This window comes from Chryseobacterium nepalense (assembly GCF_023195755.1).
GTDB lineage: Bacteria > Bacteroidota > Bacteroidia > Flavobacteriales > Weeksellaceae > Chryseobacterium > Chryseobacterium nepalense.
In genome coordinates this window covers 1,007,620-1,026,936 of sequence record NZ_CP096203.1, presented here as the reverse complement: position 1 = coordinate 1,026,936, position 19,317 = coordinate 1,007,620, and the positions used below count along the sequence as shown (strand labels likewise).

Below are 19,317 nucleotides of genomic sequence, written 5' to 3'. Positions count from 1 at the left end.
ATTAGGAATGAATAAATTCTACTCAGGAGCACTGTTCTTGTGCTCTGTTCTGGGCGTTTCTGCCCAGGAAGTGATCTGGCAGAAAGACATTAAATCCTCCACTCAGGATTTTCTTTCCCAGGTTACCACTACTATTGATCAGCAGTATTTAATCACAGGAAGCAGCATCCCTTCGAGAGCCTCAGGGACCGCTGCTTTAGCCAACAACCAGCAGCCTAATAACGGTTACGATTTTCATTTGGTTAAACTTAACCAGCAGGGCGAAGAAGTCTGGGAAAAATATTTCTCGGGGCAAAACCATGATTTCCTTTCGGCTACCGTGAACACTCAGGACGGTGGATTCGTTTTAGCAGGAACGAGTTTTTCAGGGAAAGGCTTAGACAAGAAGGAAAATTCCAAAGGCGGAAGCGATTTTTGGCTGATTCGCATCAACGAATTCGGGGATGAATTGTGGCAGAAAACGATTGGCAGTGCTTCGGATGAAGAAGCCAGAGCGGTAATTCAGACAACGGATATGGGATTTTTTGTGGCAGGAAATATAATGACAGGTTCCCTTCGAGAGCCTCAGGGAACGAGAACTTTGGGTTACGGATCTAAGGATGTTTTGGTCGTTAAATTAGATAAAAACGGAAAAGAATTATCGCAGCTTATTTTAGGCGGAAAAGGCCTGGATGAGGTTGAGAAAATGATTCCAACGAAAGACGGAGGTGCATTGCTTGGTGTTTATTCGAGAAGCGGAGCGGTAGCTGGAAGCGGGATGCCGGAAGCGGGAAGTAAAGCCAGCAGCCAGATGCCAAAAGCCAGCGGCAATTTCGGTGAAGGCGATTATTGGATCATCAAACTTTCAAAAGACGGCAAAGTAGAATGGGAAAAGAATTTCGGAGGAAAAGGAGATGACCATTTGAGAACATTAGCTTTAACCTCTACAGGTTATTTAATCGGAGGAGAATCAAGATCGGAACGGTCAGGGAATAAAACCGTAGGCATTGAAGAAGGAACTGATTTGTGGCTGATCTCACTCAACGAAAGAGGAGAAGAGATCTGGCAGAAATCCTACAATTTTAAAAACCGGGATGTGCTGATGGGAATGAGCGTAATAGCCGGGAAGCAGGAAGATGGAAGCGGGAAGTCTAAAGGCGTTTTATTGGGAGGTTATACCCAGGCTGAAGGAAGAATTGAAAGTGATGATGAAACGTTCTGGATGCTGTATCTGGATCAAAATGGTAATGAACAGTGGCGAAAGCACGTAAAAGGAGAATCCAGGAAAAGAGAGGAAAGATTATCTGATATAAAGCTGAACAGGGATGGTTCGATAGTTTTGGCCGGAACCAGTGCTGAAGAGCTTGGCAAAGAAAACTGGAAGATCGTAAAGCTGGGAGATAAGCAGATTGACCAGCTGATCGAAAAGCAGGATATTAAGATCTACCCAAATCCAGTATCAGATTACGCGTATGTGGAGATTGGAATGGAAGATGGAAGCTGGAAGCTGGGTGATGGAAAGTTCGAGGCAGAAATTGTTGTGTATGATATGGGCGGAAGACAATTGCAGAGCCTGAAAACAAAAAATAAAGTCACGAAGATTAATACACAGAATCTGGTTCAGGGAGCGTATCTGGTAACGGTGAAAACAAATGATAACAAAACAGCGAGTGCTAAATTGATTAAGAAGTAAAATACATATGAAAAAGAAATCGTATACTTTAATTTTTGTACTATTTTTATATACATTTTTCGGGCAAAGTCCCAACACAACCTCTACAGATAATCATGTACCCCAGGTAATCCCTGCATCTCCAACGGTTGCAGCTTTGATGAAATTTGAAGAGACCCCGGTAAGTAACTATAATGGTATTCCTGATATTTCAATTCCAATATACGGAGTTGAAGGAAACTTAAATTTTGATATATCCCTAAAATATCACCCATTATCAATTAAACATAATGAAGTAGCCGGAGATACGGGCCTTGGTTGGAGCTTGTTTGCCGGAGGTACAATATCCAGAACGATAAGAGGTGGTTATCCTGATGATTACAACGATGTTGCTTCTCAAAAAAAAGGCATTTATTTTAATTCTTATAATGACATAATTAATGTTCTTGATGACAATTATTCATTTGATCACGATGATTATAATATCAATAACTTCTTTTTTGAAGCCAGTGAAAAACAGAGGTTTGACACAGAGTATGATCTGTATCAATACAATTTTATGGGATATAGCGGTCGGTTTATTATAGTAAAGCTTACTAATGGGACTTATCAAGTCAAAAAGTTAACTACTGACACTTTAAAAATAACGTACGATGATATTAATAAAAAATTTGAAATCGCTGATGAAAAAGGATATACCTTTACGTTTGACATTAAAGAGACTTCAAGTAACTTTACCTTTTCCCATAATCAGCTTCTTGATCCTTCTTTGGATTTTACGTCAGGAAGTAAACAATATAACGACTACATAAGTGCTTTCCATTTATCAAAAATAAAATTCCAAAATAATCTTATTGCAGAATTAATGTATGATGGTAATGTTTTTGTGGAGAAAAATGTAAGAAATAATATTGTGAAAAATGAGCCTGTTATGGCCAGAGATTTTACGCCGGTAAATTCACAAACATATCTGAGTATTCACCAAATGGGAAACTGTGGCAATTACATACCCAATAATCTATTGCCATTACAAGTTTCTACAAGTACTACAACAGAAACAAAAAGTAAAGTACTCCAGCAAATAAACATTATTGATAAAGCTCGTATTTATTTCAGTTTTGAAAAAGGCAACAGGCAGGATGAAAATATTCTTCAGCAAAGTGAAGCGCCTTATCTTAAGAAAATTACTGTTAAGAATTGGAATAACGTAGAAATTAAAAGTTTTGTTTTTAATTATGATTTCTATCACAAGCTGTTTTTAAAAGAAATTATCAATAAAACAGCAAGTGATAATGAAATTTTAAAATATGGATTTAAATACTTTAATAACCTTCAATCCTATCAGGGCTTTTCTAAAGATTTATGGGGGTATTACAGATCTGCAGAAAATTTTTGTGATGATCCGTCAGCAGGATTCTCTAATAATGAAGTAGATAAGCAGAATATCGCAAAGGATGTTCTTACGCAAATTATTTATCCTACCAAAGGATCTGCCGTTTTTGAATATGAACCTAATACTTATTCCTTTATAGGAGATACAAGTGCAGATAGTGAAATATTAAATAATTCGGATAACTGGACAATCTCTCACATCAATAATACAAATTTAAACAGCAGTAACAGTGTTGAGCAGTTTTATGATCTTGGATTAATATTAACTGATAAGAGATTGCTTATAAAAGCTATTATTGATAACAACTCAGGTATTGCGGGCTTTTTAAATTTATACAAATATCAAAATCAGAACTTAGTTTCTTCAACCTCGCTGACAGCAGGGGCAGAATGTTACAATGAATATCTATTAGAAGAAGGATATACTTATAGAATTGGATTCAGATGGAATCATCAAGCCCAGGTTGGGCAAAATCCGGTAAGTAATTTACCTGTAACCGGAACTGCCCATATTGATATCTATGGGAAAACCTTAAATGCACAAATCAATAAGTGGCTTTATGGAGGAGGAATCAGGATTAAAAATATTTATTATTTCAAAGGAAGCCCCACTATAAATGATAACGATATTAAATTTCATACTTATCCAATTGGTTTTGAAAGAAAGCTTTCTTATCAGTATCACTTGTTTGATGATAATACTAAGAGCAGCGGTTCTCTGGTTTATCCAAAACCTGTAATGGAGTATCAGGTAAATAGAAAATTTAAAGAGTTTGGGACTTCGTGTGGTTTAAATGTTGACTGGAGATATGTAACATATAAAGTTCAAACAGAACTTAACAATCTCTCTGCTATTGTAACAAAAGGCTCTGATGTCGGGTATAAAAATGTAACTGTTACTGAACAGGGGAAGGGTAAAACAGAATACACCTATACATCTCCTATTGATTATCCTGAACAATTTCCAGCAATTGCTGTAAGTTATCCTTTCATAGAAACAAGTAATCAGGACTATAAAAGAGGGCTTCTTCTTTCAGATAAAAAGTATAATAATAACAACAAATTATTAAACACAATCAGCAATAATTATAATTTCCATGATTATGTAGAAGTTACAGGATTATCTTTATATTATTTCAATTTTGATTGCCCTTATGCTAGTACTTACTTGTCGTATTCGGATTTGCTTTCGGCATTTTCAGCTCCTTTTTGTAGCAGTGATATCAGATGCTCCAATGCGTCGTCATGTGGAAAACCAGCTAACTATATCGGCTACTACAGGAAAAAAGATACGTTCGGCTGGGCAGAACTTACAAATTCAATAAACAAAGATTATTACGATTCAAATGCAAACGAAAAAATCCTGACAACCACCAGCGATTATACTTATAACTTAACAAATTTAAAGTTAAAATCCTCCCGTACAACCTATCCTGATAACTCAGTGAATGAAATCAGTTATAACTATGCATCTGATAAAAATAACACGTATCTGATCACCAATAATATTATCGGAGTGCCACTAGAAACTGTCGCTACAAAAAAAATCAATGCCCAGGATATAGGAAAAACAATTTCTAAGATAGAAACTATTTATCCTCTCAATCAATCAGAAGCCGATACAAAAACTTCTGGACTACCACTGCCTACTGAAGTTAAGTCTACCAATCTTTTAAATACAATTTCCACGGAAATCACCTATAATCAATATGATTCCAAAGGCAACCTACAGCAGTATACCACGAAAGACGGTATTCCTACGGCCATTGTATGGGGCTACAACCAGGCCCAGCCTATCGCTAAAATCGTGGGAGCTACCTATGCCCAGGTAAGCAGTCTGGCGGCGGCTATTATCTCAGCTTCCGATCTTGATGCTGCCAATCCTTCCAATGAAGCAGCATTGATCATAGCTCTGGATGATTTCAGGAAAGACAGCATAATGGTTAATTACCAGATTAGTACCTACACTTATGATCCATTGATCGGGGTAACCAGCATTACTCCTCCTTCAGGAATCCGGGAAGTGTATCTCTATGATTCCGCCAACAGGCTGAAAGAAATAAGAGAAGGCAGCCAGACCGGAAAGCTGTTAAAAGAATTCAAGTACAACTACAAAAACTAATACGATGAAAAAAATATTAATTCCTATAGGCGCTTTGCTAATATCCGGTTTATCCCAGGCACAGCTCACCACTACGGAAAACTACGTGTATTCCAAAACCTATCTGGATTACAATAGTAGTGGACAACCCACCAAATCCGCAGAAACCGTACAGTATTTCGACGGGTTGGGAAGAGCTAAGCAGGTGGTGAATATCAAAGCTTCCCCAACGGGAAAAGATGTGGTCACCCATATTGAATACGATGGTTTCGGAAGACAGGTGAAAGACTACCTTCCGGTTCCCCAGCAGATAACCCAGAATGGAGCAATCTACACATCTCCATTGAGCAATGCTACCCAGTCCACGCTGTACGGTTCTGAGAAGATCTTTTCAGAGAAAATCCTGGAAAACTCACCCTTAGACAGGATCCTGCAGCAGAAGCAGGTGGGGAATGCATGGGATACGAAACCGGTGCAGTTTGGTTATGATGCCAATACGGCTGAAGATGCCGTTAAAAAATACACCACGGTAACCACCTGGGTAAATGGAGCTACCAGTTCACAAATCAGTCAGAGTGCGAATTATCTGGCCGCACAGCTCTATAAAAACACGGTAACCGATGAAGACGGAAACCAGACCATTGAATTTAAAAACGGGGAAGGCCAGGTTCTTTTGGTAAGAAAGATGCTCAGCGCCACGGAAAAAGTGGATACGTATTATGTGTACAACGAATACAATCAATTGGCATATGTCATTCCGCCATTAGCCTCCAACGTTCAGACTCTTTCAGCTTCTGATCTGGATAACCTCTGCTACCAGTACAAATACGACGGCAGAAACCGGCTGGTAGAAAAGAAGCTTCCGGGCAAAGGCTGGGAATATATGCTCTACGATAAGCAGGACAGGCTGGTTGCAACCCAAGACACCGTGATGAAGGAAAAAGGACAATGGCTCTATACAAAATATGACCAGTTCGGAAGAGTGGCTATTACCGGAATCGGAACAGGATACCAGAGAAGTGTGGAACAGGGTACCGTTGACAGCTTTGGATCAAATAATGTAACCCGGATCAATACTCCTTTTTTTAACAGGCAGGGAATCGATGTGTATTATAATAATCCGGACGGAAGCTATCCTAATTCTTCCAACTGGGTAACTTTATTATCTTTAAATTATTATGATTCTTACCCTGGATATTACTTTAACCCATCTTTTCCAACAAATATTTTGGGAGAACCCACCCTTACCGAAACGAATACTGCAGAAGGCTTAAGCACCAAGAGTCTTCCGGTGATGAGCCTGGTGAAAAACATTGAGGACGACAACTGGACGAAAAATTACACCTATTATGATAAAAAAGGAAGAGCCATCGGAAGTTATTCTATCAATCACTTAGGTGGTCGTACCCAAACAGAATCCAGGCTTGATTTTGCAGGGGCTGTTCAGCAAAGCATCACCCGTCATAAAAGGCTGGATACCGATACGGATAAAGTGATTACCGAAAACTTTACCTATGATTCTCAGAATAGGCTTCTGACCCATACCCACCAGGTAGACAATAACCCGGTGGAATATTTAGCGCAGAACACCTACAATGAACTGTCCCAGCTTAAAAACAAGAAAGTTGGGGGAACGGTTTTAGGAAGCGGATTACAAAAAGTGGATTACGCCTACAACATCCGCGGTTGGATGACCCAGATCAATGATCCTAATAATCTTTCAGGTGATCTTTTCGCATATAAAATTAAATATAATGAAGTGGAAGGGTTGCAGACCCCGGACACCTCAGATGCCTCTTTACAGGTCCTTCCGAAATACAATGGCAACATTGCCGAAGTAGACTGGAAAACAGGCGTAAGCGCCAACGAATCTCTGAAAAGGTATGGCTATGTGTATGATAAGCTTAACCGTCTCTCAGCAGGGTTTTACCAGAATTCTACCAACCCTTCTCTTAGGGAATATTATGAAAAAGCAACCTATGACCTGAACGGAAACATTAAAACTATCCAAAGAACCGCCCAGAGAATGGGAGCAACCGCCCTGTTGATCGATAATCTTACCTATGATTACGAAAACAGCAATATGAGCAACAGGTTGCAGAAGGTAAAAGATGCCGTTACATTAACACAGGGATTCCCTTACAAAGCGACCCCAACCAATATCGGATATGATGACAATGGAAATATGACTTCTTTTCCGGATAAAAATATTTCTTCCATTCAGTATAATTATTTAAATTTACCGAAGAAGATCACTCAGAACTCGCAGGTAACAGATTATGTATACAGAGCAGACGGAGTAAAAGTAAAGAAGCTCTTTGGAGGACTGCAGACGGATTACCTGGATGGCTTTCAGTATAAGTTTACCTATGCATGGGAAGATGAAACGGGAACGATGACCAGTGATGGAATGAAATTAAGGATCATCCCTACTCCGGAAGGTTATTTTGACGGACTGAGAAACAGGTATTTTTATAATTATACGGACCACTTGGGGAATGTAAGATTAAGCTACAGCGATGCAGACGGAAATGGTCAGGTAACGGGAGATATTGTGGTTAATAATTGTTACGATACTCCGGATGGACAGGTTTGTAACAACTATATCATAACCGGAGAAGCAGAGGGTGTTACGAACTATTATCCTTTCGGGCTGATGCATAATGCACAAAGTTATAGTTTTGATAATGCGTACAACTACAAGTATCAGTCACAGGAATTGCAGGAAACAGGCTTCTACTCCTTCAAATGGCGTAATTATATGCCCGATGTGGGACGATTTTTCAACATAGATCCGCTTTCTGAAAAATATGCTTATCAATCTCATTACAATTTTTCTGAAAATAAGGTTACTTCACATAGAGAATTAGAAGGTCTTGAAGCAGTTCCTGCGGATAATTTTAATAAAAACCAATCTACTTTAGTAGTTTTAGGATTAGGAAGAGCTGACGGAAGAAATGGAGATGGCGTTGGAAGCGGAACGAATACCCTTTATTCTAATCTTCCTAAAAATCTACAAACAGATGGAGCTTTGTCCAGTCTTCAAAATAGTCTGGGAAGTAATATAGCAGTTGCGGCTTATACAGGAACTGACAGTGGTCTTGCAGCTACTCATATGGTTGAAACAATTAGCAATTACAGAAGCGTAAATCCTGATGGGAATGTTATAATGATAGGACATAGTCTAGGAGGTAAAGATATTCTTAATGCAGCAAGTTCAACAACTGAAAATATTAACCTAGTTCTAACAATGGAACCCGTATCTGTAAATGCGGGAGGAGGAACTGCTTATAGCTCAGATCCATATTCTGCAAGTTTAGGAGGTAATGTTCAAAATATTATTAGTTTAAGTGCTGATAAAAATATGTTTTCTGGAGGTGGTGGTTCAAAAACTGTTACTGGTCAAAACTCTATAAAAGCTACAATGACAGGAACAGGACACACTAATATTGATGACTCTATGACTCCATACTTAAAACCACTAATACAAAGAACTGATCAAGGTGTAAATCCAGTAAAATGGTTTCAGAATGTTAATTGGAATAACTTCCAAGTTCAACCAAATGTGAGAACTGGAGACCAACAAAAGAAAGGAACTGGATCAGGTTCATAAATTGGATTAATATGAAAAAGAAATATATAATTATTATTTTAGCACTATTGGTAGTAATAGGATTTTTAAATATTAAAATTGCTTATAATTTTTCTCCTGCATATCCTTTATATGGATTTATTTTAGATATATTTAAATCACAATCTATAAGTTTTAATATTAGCAATTATCCCAATAATTTTTTTATTATAGATATGGAAATACTGCTATCAATAGTATTATTTATACTTACAGCTTTCATTAAAAGCTCTAAATATATTTTATATTCTTCGATACTTTTATTGATTGTTTGGCTTAAGAATATGATTTTATTCAAAGGAATTATCGAACAAGATATCTATTTAAGTACCTCAATACTATTTTTAGTTAGTCTTGTAGCATTAAATATTTTGAACTTTTATTATAAGGAAAAAGCTATTGAATAAGTAAAGTAATTTATCAAAACAGAAAACACTCGCAAAAGCGAGTGTTTTCTGTTTTACGAGTACGCTTTTTTGGCTTTATAATCTCTTACCGTCATATCAATGAAGTAGAAAAGTTTGTCTTTAATATCATCGGGTAAAGCCTGTACTTCAAGAATCCTGTCCATTGTCTGCATATCGAGCAGTACATCTGCATTGCCTGTAAGATAATCCAAAGATACTTCCAGAAAAGAAGCCAGTTTATTAGCCGTATCAATGGAGGGCTTCCCACGCTGGCGCGAGCGTCTCGCTCGTGCCGGTAGATACAAATAACCCTCGCAATTTTGCAAGGGTTTTTATGTTTCTTATAACACTGTAAAACTTAATTTTACATTAAAATCAGTATAATTATTTAAATTTACCGAAGAAGATCACTCAGAACTCGCAGGTAACAGATTATGTATACAGAGCAGACGGAGTAAAAGTAAAGAAGCTCTTTGGAGGTTTGCAGACGGATTACCTGGATGGCTTTCAGTATAAGTTTACCTATGCATGGGAAGATGAAACGGGAACGATGACCACTGATGGAATGAAATTAAGGATCATCCCTACTCCGGAAGGTTATTTTGATGGATTAAGAAACAGGTATTTTTATAATTACACGGACCACTTGGGGAATGTAAGATTAAGCTACAGCGATGCAGACGGAAATGGTCAGGTGACGGGAGATATTGTGGTTAATAATTGTTATGACACTCCGGATGGACAGATTTGTAACAACTATATCATTACCGGAGAAGCAGAAGGTGTTACCAATTACTATCCTTTCGGGCTGATGCATAATGCACAAAGTTATAGTTTTGATAATGCGTACAACTACAAGTACAACGGAAAAGAGTTACAGGAGACCGGAATGTATGATTATGGCGCAAGGTTTTACATGCCGGATATTGGACGTTGGGGCGTGGTGGATCCGCTGGCGGAAGTAAACAGAGCTTGGTCTCCATATCGTTATGCTTATGACAATCCTATCAGATTTATTGATCCGGATGGTAGATTAGAAGGAGATTTTATTAATGAAAATGGAGAATATCTTGGAAATGATGGTATTAATGATGGTAAAGTTTATATTGTAAAAACCACAAAATCAAGTTTTGATTCTGGTGCTCCTTCTGCTGGAATATCCAATAAAGATAGAAAAGCGACTGAAAAATTTATTACCGAAAATTCTGGAAATACTTCAGCTTTCCAATCCAATAGTATAGCATATGATAATAGTGTTGAAATTGCAGGAAGTCCTGAAACACGTCAAGCAATGGTTGATATTGTCAACCAAGATAATGGGAAAGGGGGAACTTCAGATGCAAATAATAGAGAATATGGTGGACGCATAAAAAAAATGGAACTGTTGTGGAATCTCCAATGGGACCTGTTCGTGATCCTGCAACTGATCCAAATGCAAGTATTACTATTACTAGTTACGGAAATCAATCCACATTTCATTCACATCCAAGCGGAAGCAAAACTGAATCATCAACATCAAATAATATTTTAGGATCATCATCTTCGGCAACAATAGGAGGAACTACCACTACAAGTGGTTATAAAAATGCTCCATCTTTCAAAGGTGGAGATGTTCAGAATAGCGGAACTGCGATCAATTATGTTTTCTCTAGATCAAATGGAACTGTGTATATTTATAATAATACAGGAGTGAAAGCTACCATTCCTCAAAAATACTTTGTAACCCCTAAAACAAAATAGAAATGAAGAAAATAATATTTTTAACATTGTGTTTTATGTTCTTTTCTCTTGTTATTAAAGCTCAAAAAACAGATAATGAATATAAAATTTTAAGAGATTCTGCAATAGTAATTAAGTCAAATGATTTGTATAAATTTTATATTGAACAATCAAATAAAGACATACATACAGAAAACTGGAAAATATTTTTAGATAATTTTACACATTCAATCAATAATTTATATTTGATTGATCAAAATAATCAAAGTTTTAAAATAGATGCTTCTACCAAAATACAATTTAAAGAAATTGATATTTATGATAAAAAGAGCAGAAGTCTTCTAAAGAAAGGAATAAATGTTTGGAAAGTTATTCAACAACTAAATGGTAATAAGATTACTATTAAAATCATAGAATTTAAAGTAACATATAAAAATAAAAATTATCAATTTACGAATGGAGGTGGTTCAGAAATAGTTTTTCAATATTCATGTGAAGAGGAAAAATGGAAGTTGATAAAAGAGGAACATAAAGGAATATAGTTAGCCCCCCGCTCTGCGAAGTTTGTAACTTCGTAGCAGATAATAAAGAAACCTATCGCAATTGCGGTGGGTTTTGTATATATGATGTTCTGTTTTGTATATGCAAACAGAACTAAAGCAGAACTACTAGGTGGAGTTTAAGCTTGGTTTTTCCCGCTGCGCAAAGTCTACCGACTTTGAGTTGATAATAATAAGCCCACCGTTTTTGCGGTGGTTTTGTGTTTATAAACACCGTAAAACTTAATTTTATATTAAAATCAATATAATTATTTAATTTACCGAAGAAGATCACCTAGAATGCTCAGGTAACGGATTATGGTTACCGGGCAGAAGGAGTAAAAATAAAGAAGCTCTTTGGAGGACTGCAGACGGATTACCTGGATGGCTTCCAGTATAAGTTCACCTATGCATGGAAAGATGAAACGGGAACGATGACTAATAATGAAATAAAGCTGAGATCATCCCGACTTCGGAAGGGTATTATATGTTCCCGACGCGCTCTCGTAGATTATAATCCTTGAGGAATAACAAAAGCTTCGGGATTTTGTGAGATTTTTGTATGTTATAATTAACCAGCATTTTTATTAAAGACGTCTTTTCATAGCATCTGATACTGAAAGTGCAACATTCTTTTTTCAATTTAATTATTTAAATTTATAAGAGTGGTTCTAATGGAAAAATTCAGGAAAATAATTTTATGAAAAAAAAACATATAATATTTACGTTAATTCTGTTTAGCTATTTTTTTCAATCTCAAATAAAACTAAATGATAAGGCTATTGAATCTGTCATTGTAGAAAATAGTAATAAGTGTTTTAATTTTTATTTGGATGAAAAAAATACTTATATAAATTTTGGAGAATTGACAAAGGACGAAGGCTTTGTACCTACGAAACTAAAATTTTCTTTATCTGATACATCAAATTTCAACAAAATTATGAATAGTGATAAAAAATATGATTATTTAATAATTTATAACTATAAATTTACTATTAATGGTTTAGTGTTTTATAATACTTTTTTTAGATATACTTCACAATACGACAAATCATCTATTAAGTTGCAAGTTGATAATATTAATTTGATTTGCGCAAAAATAAAAAAAGGTAAATTTATTTCTCCACAAATAGCTGAAAATATAGCAAGAAAAAATGGATTTGAAAATATCGATTTTCAGAGCATAGAAAATCAATATTATAAAACAAAAAGCAACCATATTCAATCAGTAAATAAAGATGTCTGGATTTTTAAAGAAGAAAAAAATAAAAGAGTGAGGACATTAGTAATCAATGCGAAGAATGGAAAAATATTAACCGATTATCAACAATAAAATTAAAGAGATCCGATCCCGCAGATTTTTAATCCATTAGCAATAATAAATACCCTGCAAAATGCGAGGTTTTTACGTTTTTATAAAGCAGCTACATTTTATTAAAGCAACCTTGAAATTTTCGGTATTGAAGATTTTACAACCGTTCTGGAATCATAAATTTAATACATAATTAACGATTACGAGACCTGAATCAAAAGAGAATCTGATAGTTTCGCAGGCAATTATAACTATTAAAAATTTAAATTGCTTATGCTTCAGAAACAACTCCTCGGCTGGATGCTTTTACTTGTCCTTACAGGTGTCGGATGCCAGAATAATGAATGGGCTTCAGCTTCAACGGAAGAAGAGCTTTCATCACAAACCTATGCCAATAAAGCAGCTACGGATGCTACTGTCAATGCCTATGTTGATACAAGTGCTTATATCAGCTCAGGTTTTAGTTTTTTAAATCCTTCTCAGATCGACAAAAACCGGCAGGCAATCGGCGGAAGTGCCTACACAGAGGTTTACGGATTCAATATTCCGGAAGAAAACAGGGTAAGGGGAATCCGCTGGAATACCGATGATGAAACAACATCAATCTGGAGACCGCAGGGAATTGCAGGATTTACCAAAGATGGCGTCCGTTATCTGCTGGTAAGCTGGTATGCAAAAGATGATGCCGAATTTAAAGGATCCCGTATTACTCTTATTGACATCAGTCCAAGTTCAGGCACCTATCTTACATACCGCCACATGCTGTTGGTACAGCCTGATATTCCCGCCAATACAACAGCCTATTCACAATACGGTTCCTACGCGCCTCTGAATGTGCATGCGGGCGGCATAGCTTATTTTAAAGGTAAAATATATCTCAGCAGTACCAATTTAGGGGTTCGGGTGTTTGATTTGAACAAGATCATTGAAGTGAGCACCGGCGATACCACCAATGATAAGTGTGGTAAAGATGCCAATGGTAATTTATTCGCCTTTAATTATCGATATATATTGCCTCAGGTTGGGTATCAGAAGATCAATAATGCCAATCCGTTTTCTACTGTACAGGTTAATGAAGAAGGAACTGAGTTGTGGACCGGGCAATATTATGCAGGTAGTGCTGATGCTTCTATTATTCCAAAGGTGTTTGGTTTCCCGATTAATGCAAGTGGGATACTTCAGAATGCAGGAATTTCAGAGATTGCTCCAAAGAATAGCCTTTTTCCGGATAATCATGCGCATGGAATACAGGGCGTATTCCGAAAGGGGAACAGAACATGGCTCTCATGTACAGGATCTCCAAGCAATTCTTACGGATCAAATGCGAGATTAGCACGTTATACAGACGGAGCCGACGATACGGTGCGCTACCGATGGCCTTATGGAGCAGAATCACTCTACTATGAATCTCAATATGGTTACCTCTGGAGCCTCACGGAATATGAGCCGAATGCAGGAGCACAAAATGGAAGTCAGGTCAACAGATGTATATTTGCTGTCGATTTTTCTAAATATGAATAGATCAAATTGAAGTAAAGGCTAGTAATTTATTCTTAAACTCTATTATCAATTAAACCAAAGCAGAACTTTTTGCTTTGGTTTTTTATAGGTTGTTGTAAATTTTCTTCATTATTTTATTAAAGAATCAGAATAAATAAATTGTAAGCCTCTTATCTTTTCGAAATTTTATTATTGCTGATCACTCTTTGCCTGCTGCATTTAAAACGGTTGATTTCTTCATTTCTTTTTTTTAAATGTTTCTGGCTTATCCCGGAATTTACCCTTTTCCGCCAAAGTTTAAAACTTGATTCTTTCAGTTCCGAACGCATCAGTTCAATTACTTCCGATTCACTTATTCCGAACTGGAATTGTATGGCTTCAAACGGAGTTCTGTCTTCCCATGCCATTTCGATGATTCTGTCGATTTGTTGTATGTTGAGGTTTTTATTCATATTATAAATTTTATTGTAAGATCCTTCGACAAGCTCAGGATGACATCTCTAATACTAACTTTTACTTTGCATTGTCAGGCTGAGCTTAGTTTATCCTGAGCCTGACGAAGGAAAGCCTCTATTTACAAAGCTTTTTGCTTTTTTAACAACTCTTTACCAATCAATTGTTTATGTCTAAAAATCATTTTAAACTTCCGATAAATTCCCTTGCCGTTTTAAAATGCTGCTTTCGTTTTTCTTCCGGCATTTTCTCCAATGTTCTCAGCATCATTCCCAGACGAGGGTTTTTAGCAAAGAAATCTTTATTGTCATTAATAAAATTCCAGAACAGCGCATCCCATTGTTCTGTCCATTCTCCATCGGGATAATCGCTCATCTTTTTGATATAATTGCTTCCGCTGATGTATGGTTTTGTGCTCATTTTTCCACCATCTGAAAAACTGCTCATACCATAGACATTCGGAACCATTACCCAGTCGTACGAATCAATAAACATTTCCATAAACCATTGGTAAACTTCATCTGGATTGAATTGGCAAAGATTCATAAAATTGGCAAAAATCATCAGCCGTTCGATGTGATGGGCATAACCGGTTTTCAGAATCTTCCGGAGCGAACTGTCAATCGGTCGGATTCCCGTTTCGCCGGTATAAAACGATTCGGGAAGCTCTTGTTGATGTTTCCAGTAATTTTTATTCCGCTGATAGGTTCCTTGATAAATATAAACACCACGCACAAATTCTCTCCATCCTAAAATCTGTCGTACGAAACCTTCCAGAGAATTTACCGGAACATCATTGTCTTTAGCAAACGAAATCGCTTTTTCCAGAACATTTTCAGCAGTTAGCAATCCTGCATTCATCAGCGGAGAAAGGATGCTGTGATGGAGAAAGTGCTCTTTTTCCACCATGCTGTCTTCATAGATTCCAAATTCATGAAAACGCATTTCCAGAAACTGTTCCAGCCATTTTTCGGATTCTTTGAAAGTAGTAGGGTAGAGCTGTTCCTCCGTAAGCGTTCCGTAATTTTTTGCGAAATATTTTTCGGTATATTGTTTAGCTTCTTCATAATATTCATTGTTTACCGGAAAATGGATCGCAGGAGCTTTTTTATTTTTCGGGTATCTTTTACGGTTTTCCGTGTCGTAGGTCCATTTTCCGCCTAACGGTTTTCCGGCTTTCATTAATATATTTCGGGTGATTCTCTGCTGTTTGTAAAAATCGGTTTGATGATAGGATTTTTTATCTTTAAAATATTCTTTAAGGTCTTCTTTAGTGTTGATGAAAAGAGGACTATCCAGAATTTCAATTTCCAGATTTGTTTTTTGAAGTCTTTTTTCCAGCCAGTGGTCGCAGACGTCTGTAGTTCTTAGGGTTGTATAACCCTCTTTTTCAAGTTTCGGAATTAGATTCCTGATGTCTGAAAATTTCGATGAACTCTCGATATATTCCACCTCAAAACCTGATTTTTTCAGTTCATTTTCATAAAATTTCATGGTTGCTCTGTGAAATGCAATCTTCTGCTGATGAAATGAGTATTGCTTAAAAAACAGAAATTCTTCCAGGAGGAATACAGGCTGGTCTTTATGCAGATAATCAGTGTCTTTAAAAAGCTGATGCGGAAAAACCAGTTGGGCGGTATGTTTTATTCTTTTAGCCATAATTTTCTGAATTCTTCATTAGGATCATACATTTCTGCCTGTTTTTCGGGATTAAAAATACGATTGCGGTTATCATTTCCGACTCCGGCAAGATACATCCAGTTGCCATAATTGCTGTGCACATCATAATCAATCAGCATTTCTTCAAAATAGGCGGCCCCTATTTTCCAGTCCTGTTTCAGAATTTTGCAGAAATAGGAAGCTGCATTCTGTCGTCCTCTGTTGCTCATCCAGCCGGTATTTTTTAATTCGAGCATATTGGCATTCACAAAATCGGAATTAGTTTTTCCATCTTTCCATTTTTGAACTGCTTCTTCATTATTTTTGTAGAAATATTTTTGATGATTAATTCCGTTTTTCCTGAAAATCAAATCTTTATGCTGTAAGGAAATATATCTGAAAAAATCCCGCCAGAGCAGTTCGAAAATCAGCCAATAGGTCGAATCGTTGGCTTCCGATTCTTCTTCATATTTTTTAATTTCGTGGTAAATTGTTACAGCTGAAATACTTCCGTCCGAAAGCCAAGGTGAAAACTTGGAACTGTAATCTGTTCCTGACAAACCGTTTCGCGTTTCTTTATATTTGCTCAGACTCTGCGTTTCCCGGAAATAATAATGTAACCTTTTTAAAGCTGTATCTTCACCTCCGGAAAAAGGAAAAGCGCTTCTTTTATCGGGCTCAAAATCTTCAAAACCTAAAGTCTCAAGTGAAATTTCATCACTTTCAGCCACAATATATTCTTTGTTGTACATCAGATTTTCCGATTCAAATTCAGGGCGGATCAACAGATTTTTTTCAATCTTTTGCCTGAAAGTAGTGAAAAGCATCGGAATTTTATTCAACGTTTTGAAAACAAAAAGCGGATGTACAAGAAACTGGGAATACGGTTTTTCCCAATCTGCATCTGGAATGATCTGCCGGATTTTTGTTTGCATAATGGTTTCCTCTTTTGTCCATTCTTCCTGGCAGAAAATCTTCACGATTTCAAATTCTTCGGAAATTTCCCTGAAAACATCTTCCGGATTACCAAACTTTATTAAGAAAGGAATGTTTTTTTCGCTTAAATTTTGTTTTAAATAGTGAATACTTTCCAGTAAAAATTTTGCTCTGAATTTCCCGATTTTTTTAAATCCGAACTGTTGTTGTTGAAAAAAGTCAGCATCAAAAACGTAAACGGCGAGAAAAGGTAAATCTTCCTGCAAAATGTTGTATAACGATTCAGAATCTCTCGTTCTCAGATCTTTGGTGAACCAGAGGATGTTGATTTTTTGTTTTTTCGGCATCTTTCGCTGCAATATTTTACTTCGTCCCAGTTTTTCTTCCACTTTTTCCGCCAGTTGAAGGGCAGTCCGCAGACTTCACAGATTTTGGAGGGTAATCCTGATGGCATATTTTAAGTTTTATCATTATAATTTTAACCGCAAAAGTCATAAAAAGAAACAAAAAATTATTATAAAATATAAGAGACTTAAAAGCTAATAAAATCTATTGAATTTCTGTTTTTAAACTCTTTTCGTACTTTTGAATAACTATAAATTCATCAAAAATCTTTTGTGGCTCTTGCGGTTAAATATTACTCACTGTAATTTTTAAAATTATTAATCGCCACGTCTTTTGCTTTCAGATCGTGCATCATATGATACAGTCCGAAAAATGTTCGGTTCAGGTAAATGAAATGTCTGGAACCTCGGTTGGTATTCATTCCTTTTATATTGCTTATTTTGGCGTATCGCTGTCCCAGGTCGGCAATTTCCTGAAAGAAAGACTCATCAGCAAAATCGAATTTTTCCCGGTTGAATGGTCTTGTAAACAGTTCCAGCAATTCGTAGAATAATTTGGAAAAAAACTCTTTCTCCTGTGGCGAATCTTCTTCGCGCAGAATTTCCAATGTAAATAATTTCTCACGGAAAACTTCAGGATTTTTTAAATTTTCTTCTTTCGCCAATTCAAAATACGGAGTGTAAAAATCTTCCGGAATTTCTTTGATACAGCCAAAATCAATAACCAGTAATTCTTTATCTTCCGAAATAAGGAAATTTCCGGGATGCGGATCGGCATGAACTTTTTTAAGAATATGCATCTGGTACATATAAAAATCCCAAAGGGTTTGTCCGATTTTGTTTAAGTCTTCCTGAGAATTTTGTTTTTTGGTAAATTCCGAGAAGTGAATTCCGGCCATCCAGTCCATCGTGATGATTTTTTCACACGAATATTGCTGATAATAATGCGGAAATCTGACATTCGGGAGATGACTGCATTCTTCTGCAAAATACTGACTTCTCCTGAGCTCCAGATTATAATCGGTTTCTTCAAATAATTTGTCTTCCACTTCCTGAAAATACGATTCCGAACCTTCTTTTTTGATATTGAACATTTTCATGGCAATAGGTTTTACCATTTTCAGGTCGCTGGAAATGCTTTCTCTCACACCAGGGTACTGGATTTTAACCGCCATTTTTTGACCGTCTTTTTTTGCGGTATGAACCTGCCCGATACTTGCTGCATTGACCGATTCGGAGGAAAATTCATCAAAAATGTCCTCCGGATTTTTTCCGAAATATTTTCTGAATGTTTTCTTCACCAAAGCGCCCGACAATGGCGGAACGGAAAACTGTGAAAGCGAAAATTTTTCTACATATTCTACCGGAAGAATATTTTTTTCCATGCTCAGCATTTGGGCTACCTTCAGAGCAGAGCCTTTCAGCTCTTTTAATGAATCGTAGATGTCTGATGCGTTATCTTCATTGAGAATCTTACGGGCTTCATCTTCATCTTTCGTAATTTTATTTCCGTAATATTTCAGGTAATTGACCCCGACTTTTGCTCCTGCTTTGAGAAGGCTGCTTGTTCGTTCAATTTTTCCTGTAGGAATTTTATTGAGTGTTTTCATTTTTAAATTTTGTTTGTCAAATCTTTTTAACGCAATGTTCACAATGATTTTTTTTATTGCTGA

14 protein-coding genes are annotated in these 19,317 nt (G+C 36.5%); 8 read left to right on the top strand and 6 right to left on the bottom strand.

The genetic code is table 11. The features are described from left to right. Positions 1-7 precede the first annotated feature (7 nt). From M0D58_RS04385 to M0D58_RS04370, 4 genes are read left to right on the top strand one after another with little or no spacing between them, the layout of a single operon-like run. Positions 8-1,672, top strand: a complete 1,665-nt coding sequence (locus M0D58_RS04385; RefSeq protein WP_248393781.1) for a T9SS type A sorting domain-containing protein — start codon at positions 8-10, stop codon at positions 1,670-1,672. 7 nt (positions 1,673-1,679) lie between these two features. Further along, positions 1,680-5,165, top strand: coding sequence for a hypothetical protein (locus M0D58_RS04380; protein ID WP_248393780.1), 3,486 nt, complete (start codon positions 1,680-1,682; stop codon positions 5,163-5,165). A gap of 4 nt (positions 5,166-5,169) precedes the next feature. Further along, positions 5,170-8,757: a DUF6443 domain-containing protein gene (locus M0D58_RS04375; RefSeq protein ID WP_248393779.1), complete on the top strand. Its 3,588-nt coding sequence runs from the start codon at positions 5,170-5,172 to the stop codon at positions 8,755-8,757. A gap of 11 nt (positions 8,758-8,768) precedes the next feature. Further along, entirely contained in the window at positions 8,769-9,182 is a 414-nt protein-coding gene (locus M0D58_RS04370; protein ID WP_248393778.1) for a hypothetical protein, read from the top strand. Positions 9,183-9,235: 53 nt separating this feature from the next. Here M0D58_RS04370 and M0D58_RS04365 read toward each other — a convergent pair whose 3' ends face one another. Continuing rightward, positions 9,236-9,508 carry an XRE family transcriptional regulator gene (locus tag M0D58_RS04365; protein WP_248393777.1) on the bottom strand — a complete coding sequence of 91 codons (273 nt, stop codon included), beginning with the start codon at positions 9,506-9,508 and terminating at the stop codon, positions 9,236-9,238. 155 nt (positions 9,509-9,663) lie between these two features. Between M0D58_RS04365 and M0D58_RS18165 the strand changes: the two genes are divergently transcribed. The 4 genes from M0D58_RS18165 to M0D58_RS04345 all read left to right on the top strand — a co-directional run bounded on the left by M0D58_RS18165 (position 9,664) and on the right by M0D58_RS04345 (position 14,273). Continuing rightward, positions 9,664-10,713 (top strand): RHS repeat-associated core domain-containing protein, encoded by a 1,050-nt coding sequence (locus tag M0D58_RS18165; RefSeq protein WP_428037170.1) that lies wholly within the window; start codon positions 9,664-9,666, stop codon positions 10,711-10,713. A gap of 211 nt (positions 10,714-10,924) precedes the next feature. Continuing rightward, positions 10,925-11,443 (top strand): hypothetical protein, encoded by a 519-nt coding sequence (locus M0D58_RS04355; protein ID WP_248393776.1) that lies wholly within the window; start codon positions 10,925-10,927, stop codon positions 11,441-11,443. A gap of 697 nt (positions 11,444-12,140) precedes the next feature. Then, positions 12,141-12,773 carry a hypothetical protein gene (locus M0D58_RS04350; RefSeq protein ID WP_248393775.1) on the top strand — a complete coding sequence of 211 codons (633 nt, stop codon included), beginning with the start codon at positions 12,141-12,143 and terminating at the stop codon, positions 12,771-12,773. A 252-nt stretch (positions 12,774-13,025) separates the two neighbouring features. After that, on the top strand, positions 13,026-14,273 hold the full coding sequence (locus M0D58_RS04345) for a hypothetical protein (RefSeq protein ID WP_248393774.1): 1,248 nt from the start codon (positions 13,026-13,028) through the stop codon (positions 14,271-14,273). A 149-nt stretch (positions 14,274-14,422) separates the two neighbouring features. Here the strand turns inward: M0D58_RS04345 and M0D58_RS04340 are convergent, their stop codons facing one another. The 5 genes from M0D58_RS04340 to M0D58_RS04320 all read right to left on the bottom strand — a co-directional run bounded on the left by M0D58_RS04340 (position 14,423) and on the right by M0D58_RS04320 (position 19,254). Continuing rightward, the gene (locus tag M0D58_RS04340) at positions 14,423-14,704 is read right to left on the bottom strand and encodes a TIGR03643 family protein (RefSeq protein ID WP_248393773.1); all 282 of its coding nucleotides are present in this window, start codon (positions 14,702-14,704) and stop codon (positions 14,423-14,425) included. A 181-nt stretch (positions 14,705-14,885) separates the two neighbouring features. After that, complete coding sequence (locus tag M0D58_RS04335) at positions 14,886-16,364, bottom strand: cryptochrome/photolyase family protein (protein WP_248393772.1); 1,479 nt, start codon at positions 16,362-16,364, stop codon at positions 14,886-14,888. Next, entirely contained in the window at positions 16,349-17,647 is a 1,299-nt protein-coding gene (locus M0D58_RS04330) for a DASH family cryptochrome (RefSeq protein ID WP_248393771.1), read from the bottom strand. The genes M0D58_RS04335 and M0D58_RS04330 overlap by 16 nt, the downstream gene beginning before the upstream one ends. Continuing rightward, positions 17,599-17,754, bottom strand: a complete 156-nt coding sequence (locus M0D58_RS04325; protein WP_082423549.1) for a DUF2256 domain-containing protein — start codon at positions 17,752-17,754, stop codon at positions 17,599-17,601. The genes M0D58_RS04330 and M0D58_RS04325 overlap by 49 nt, the downstream gene beginning before the upstream one ends. 183 nt (positions 17,755-17,937) lie before the next feature. Then, entirely contained in the window at positions 17,938-19,254 is a 1,317-nt protein-coding gene (locus M0D58_RS04320; RefSeq protein WP_248393770.1) for an ABC1 kinase family protein, read from the bottom strand. Positions 19,255-19,317: the final 63 nt, after the last annotated feature.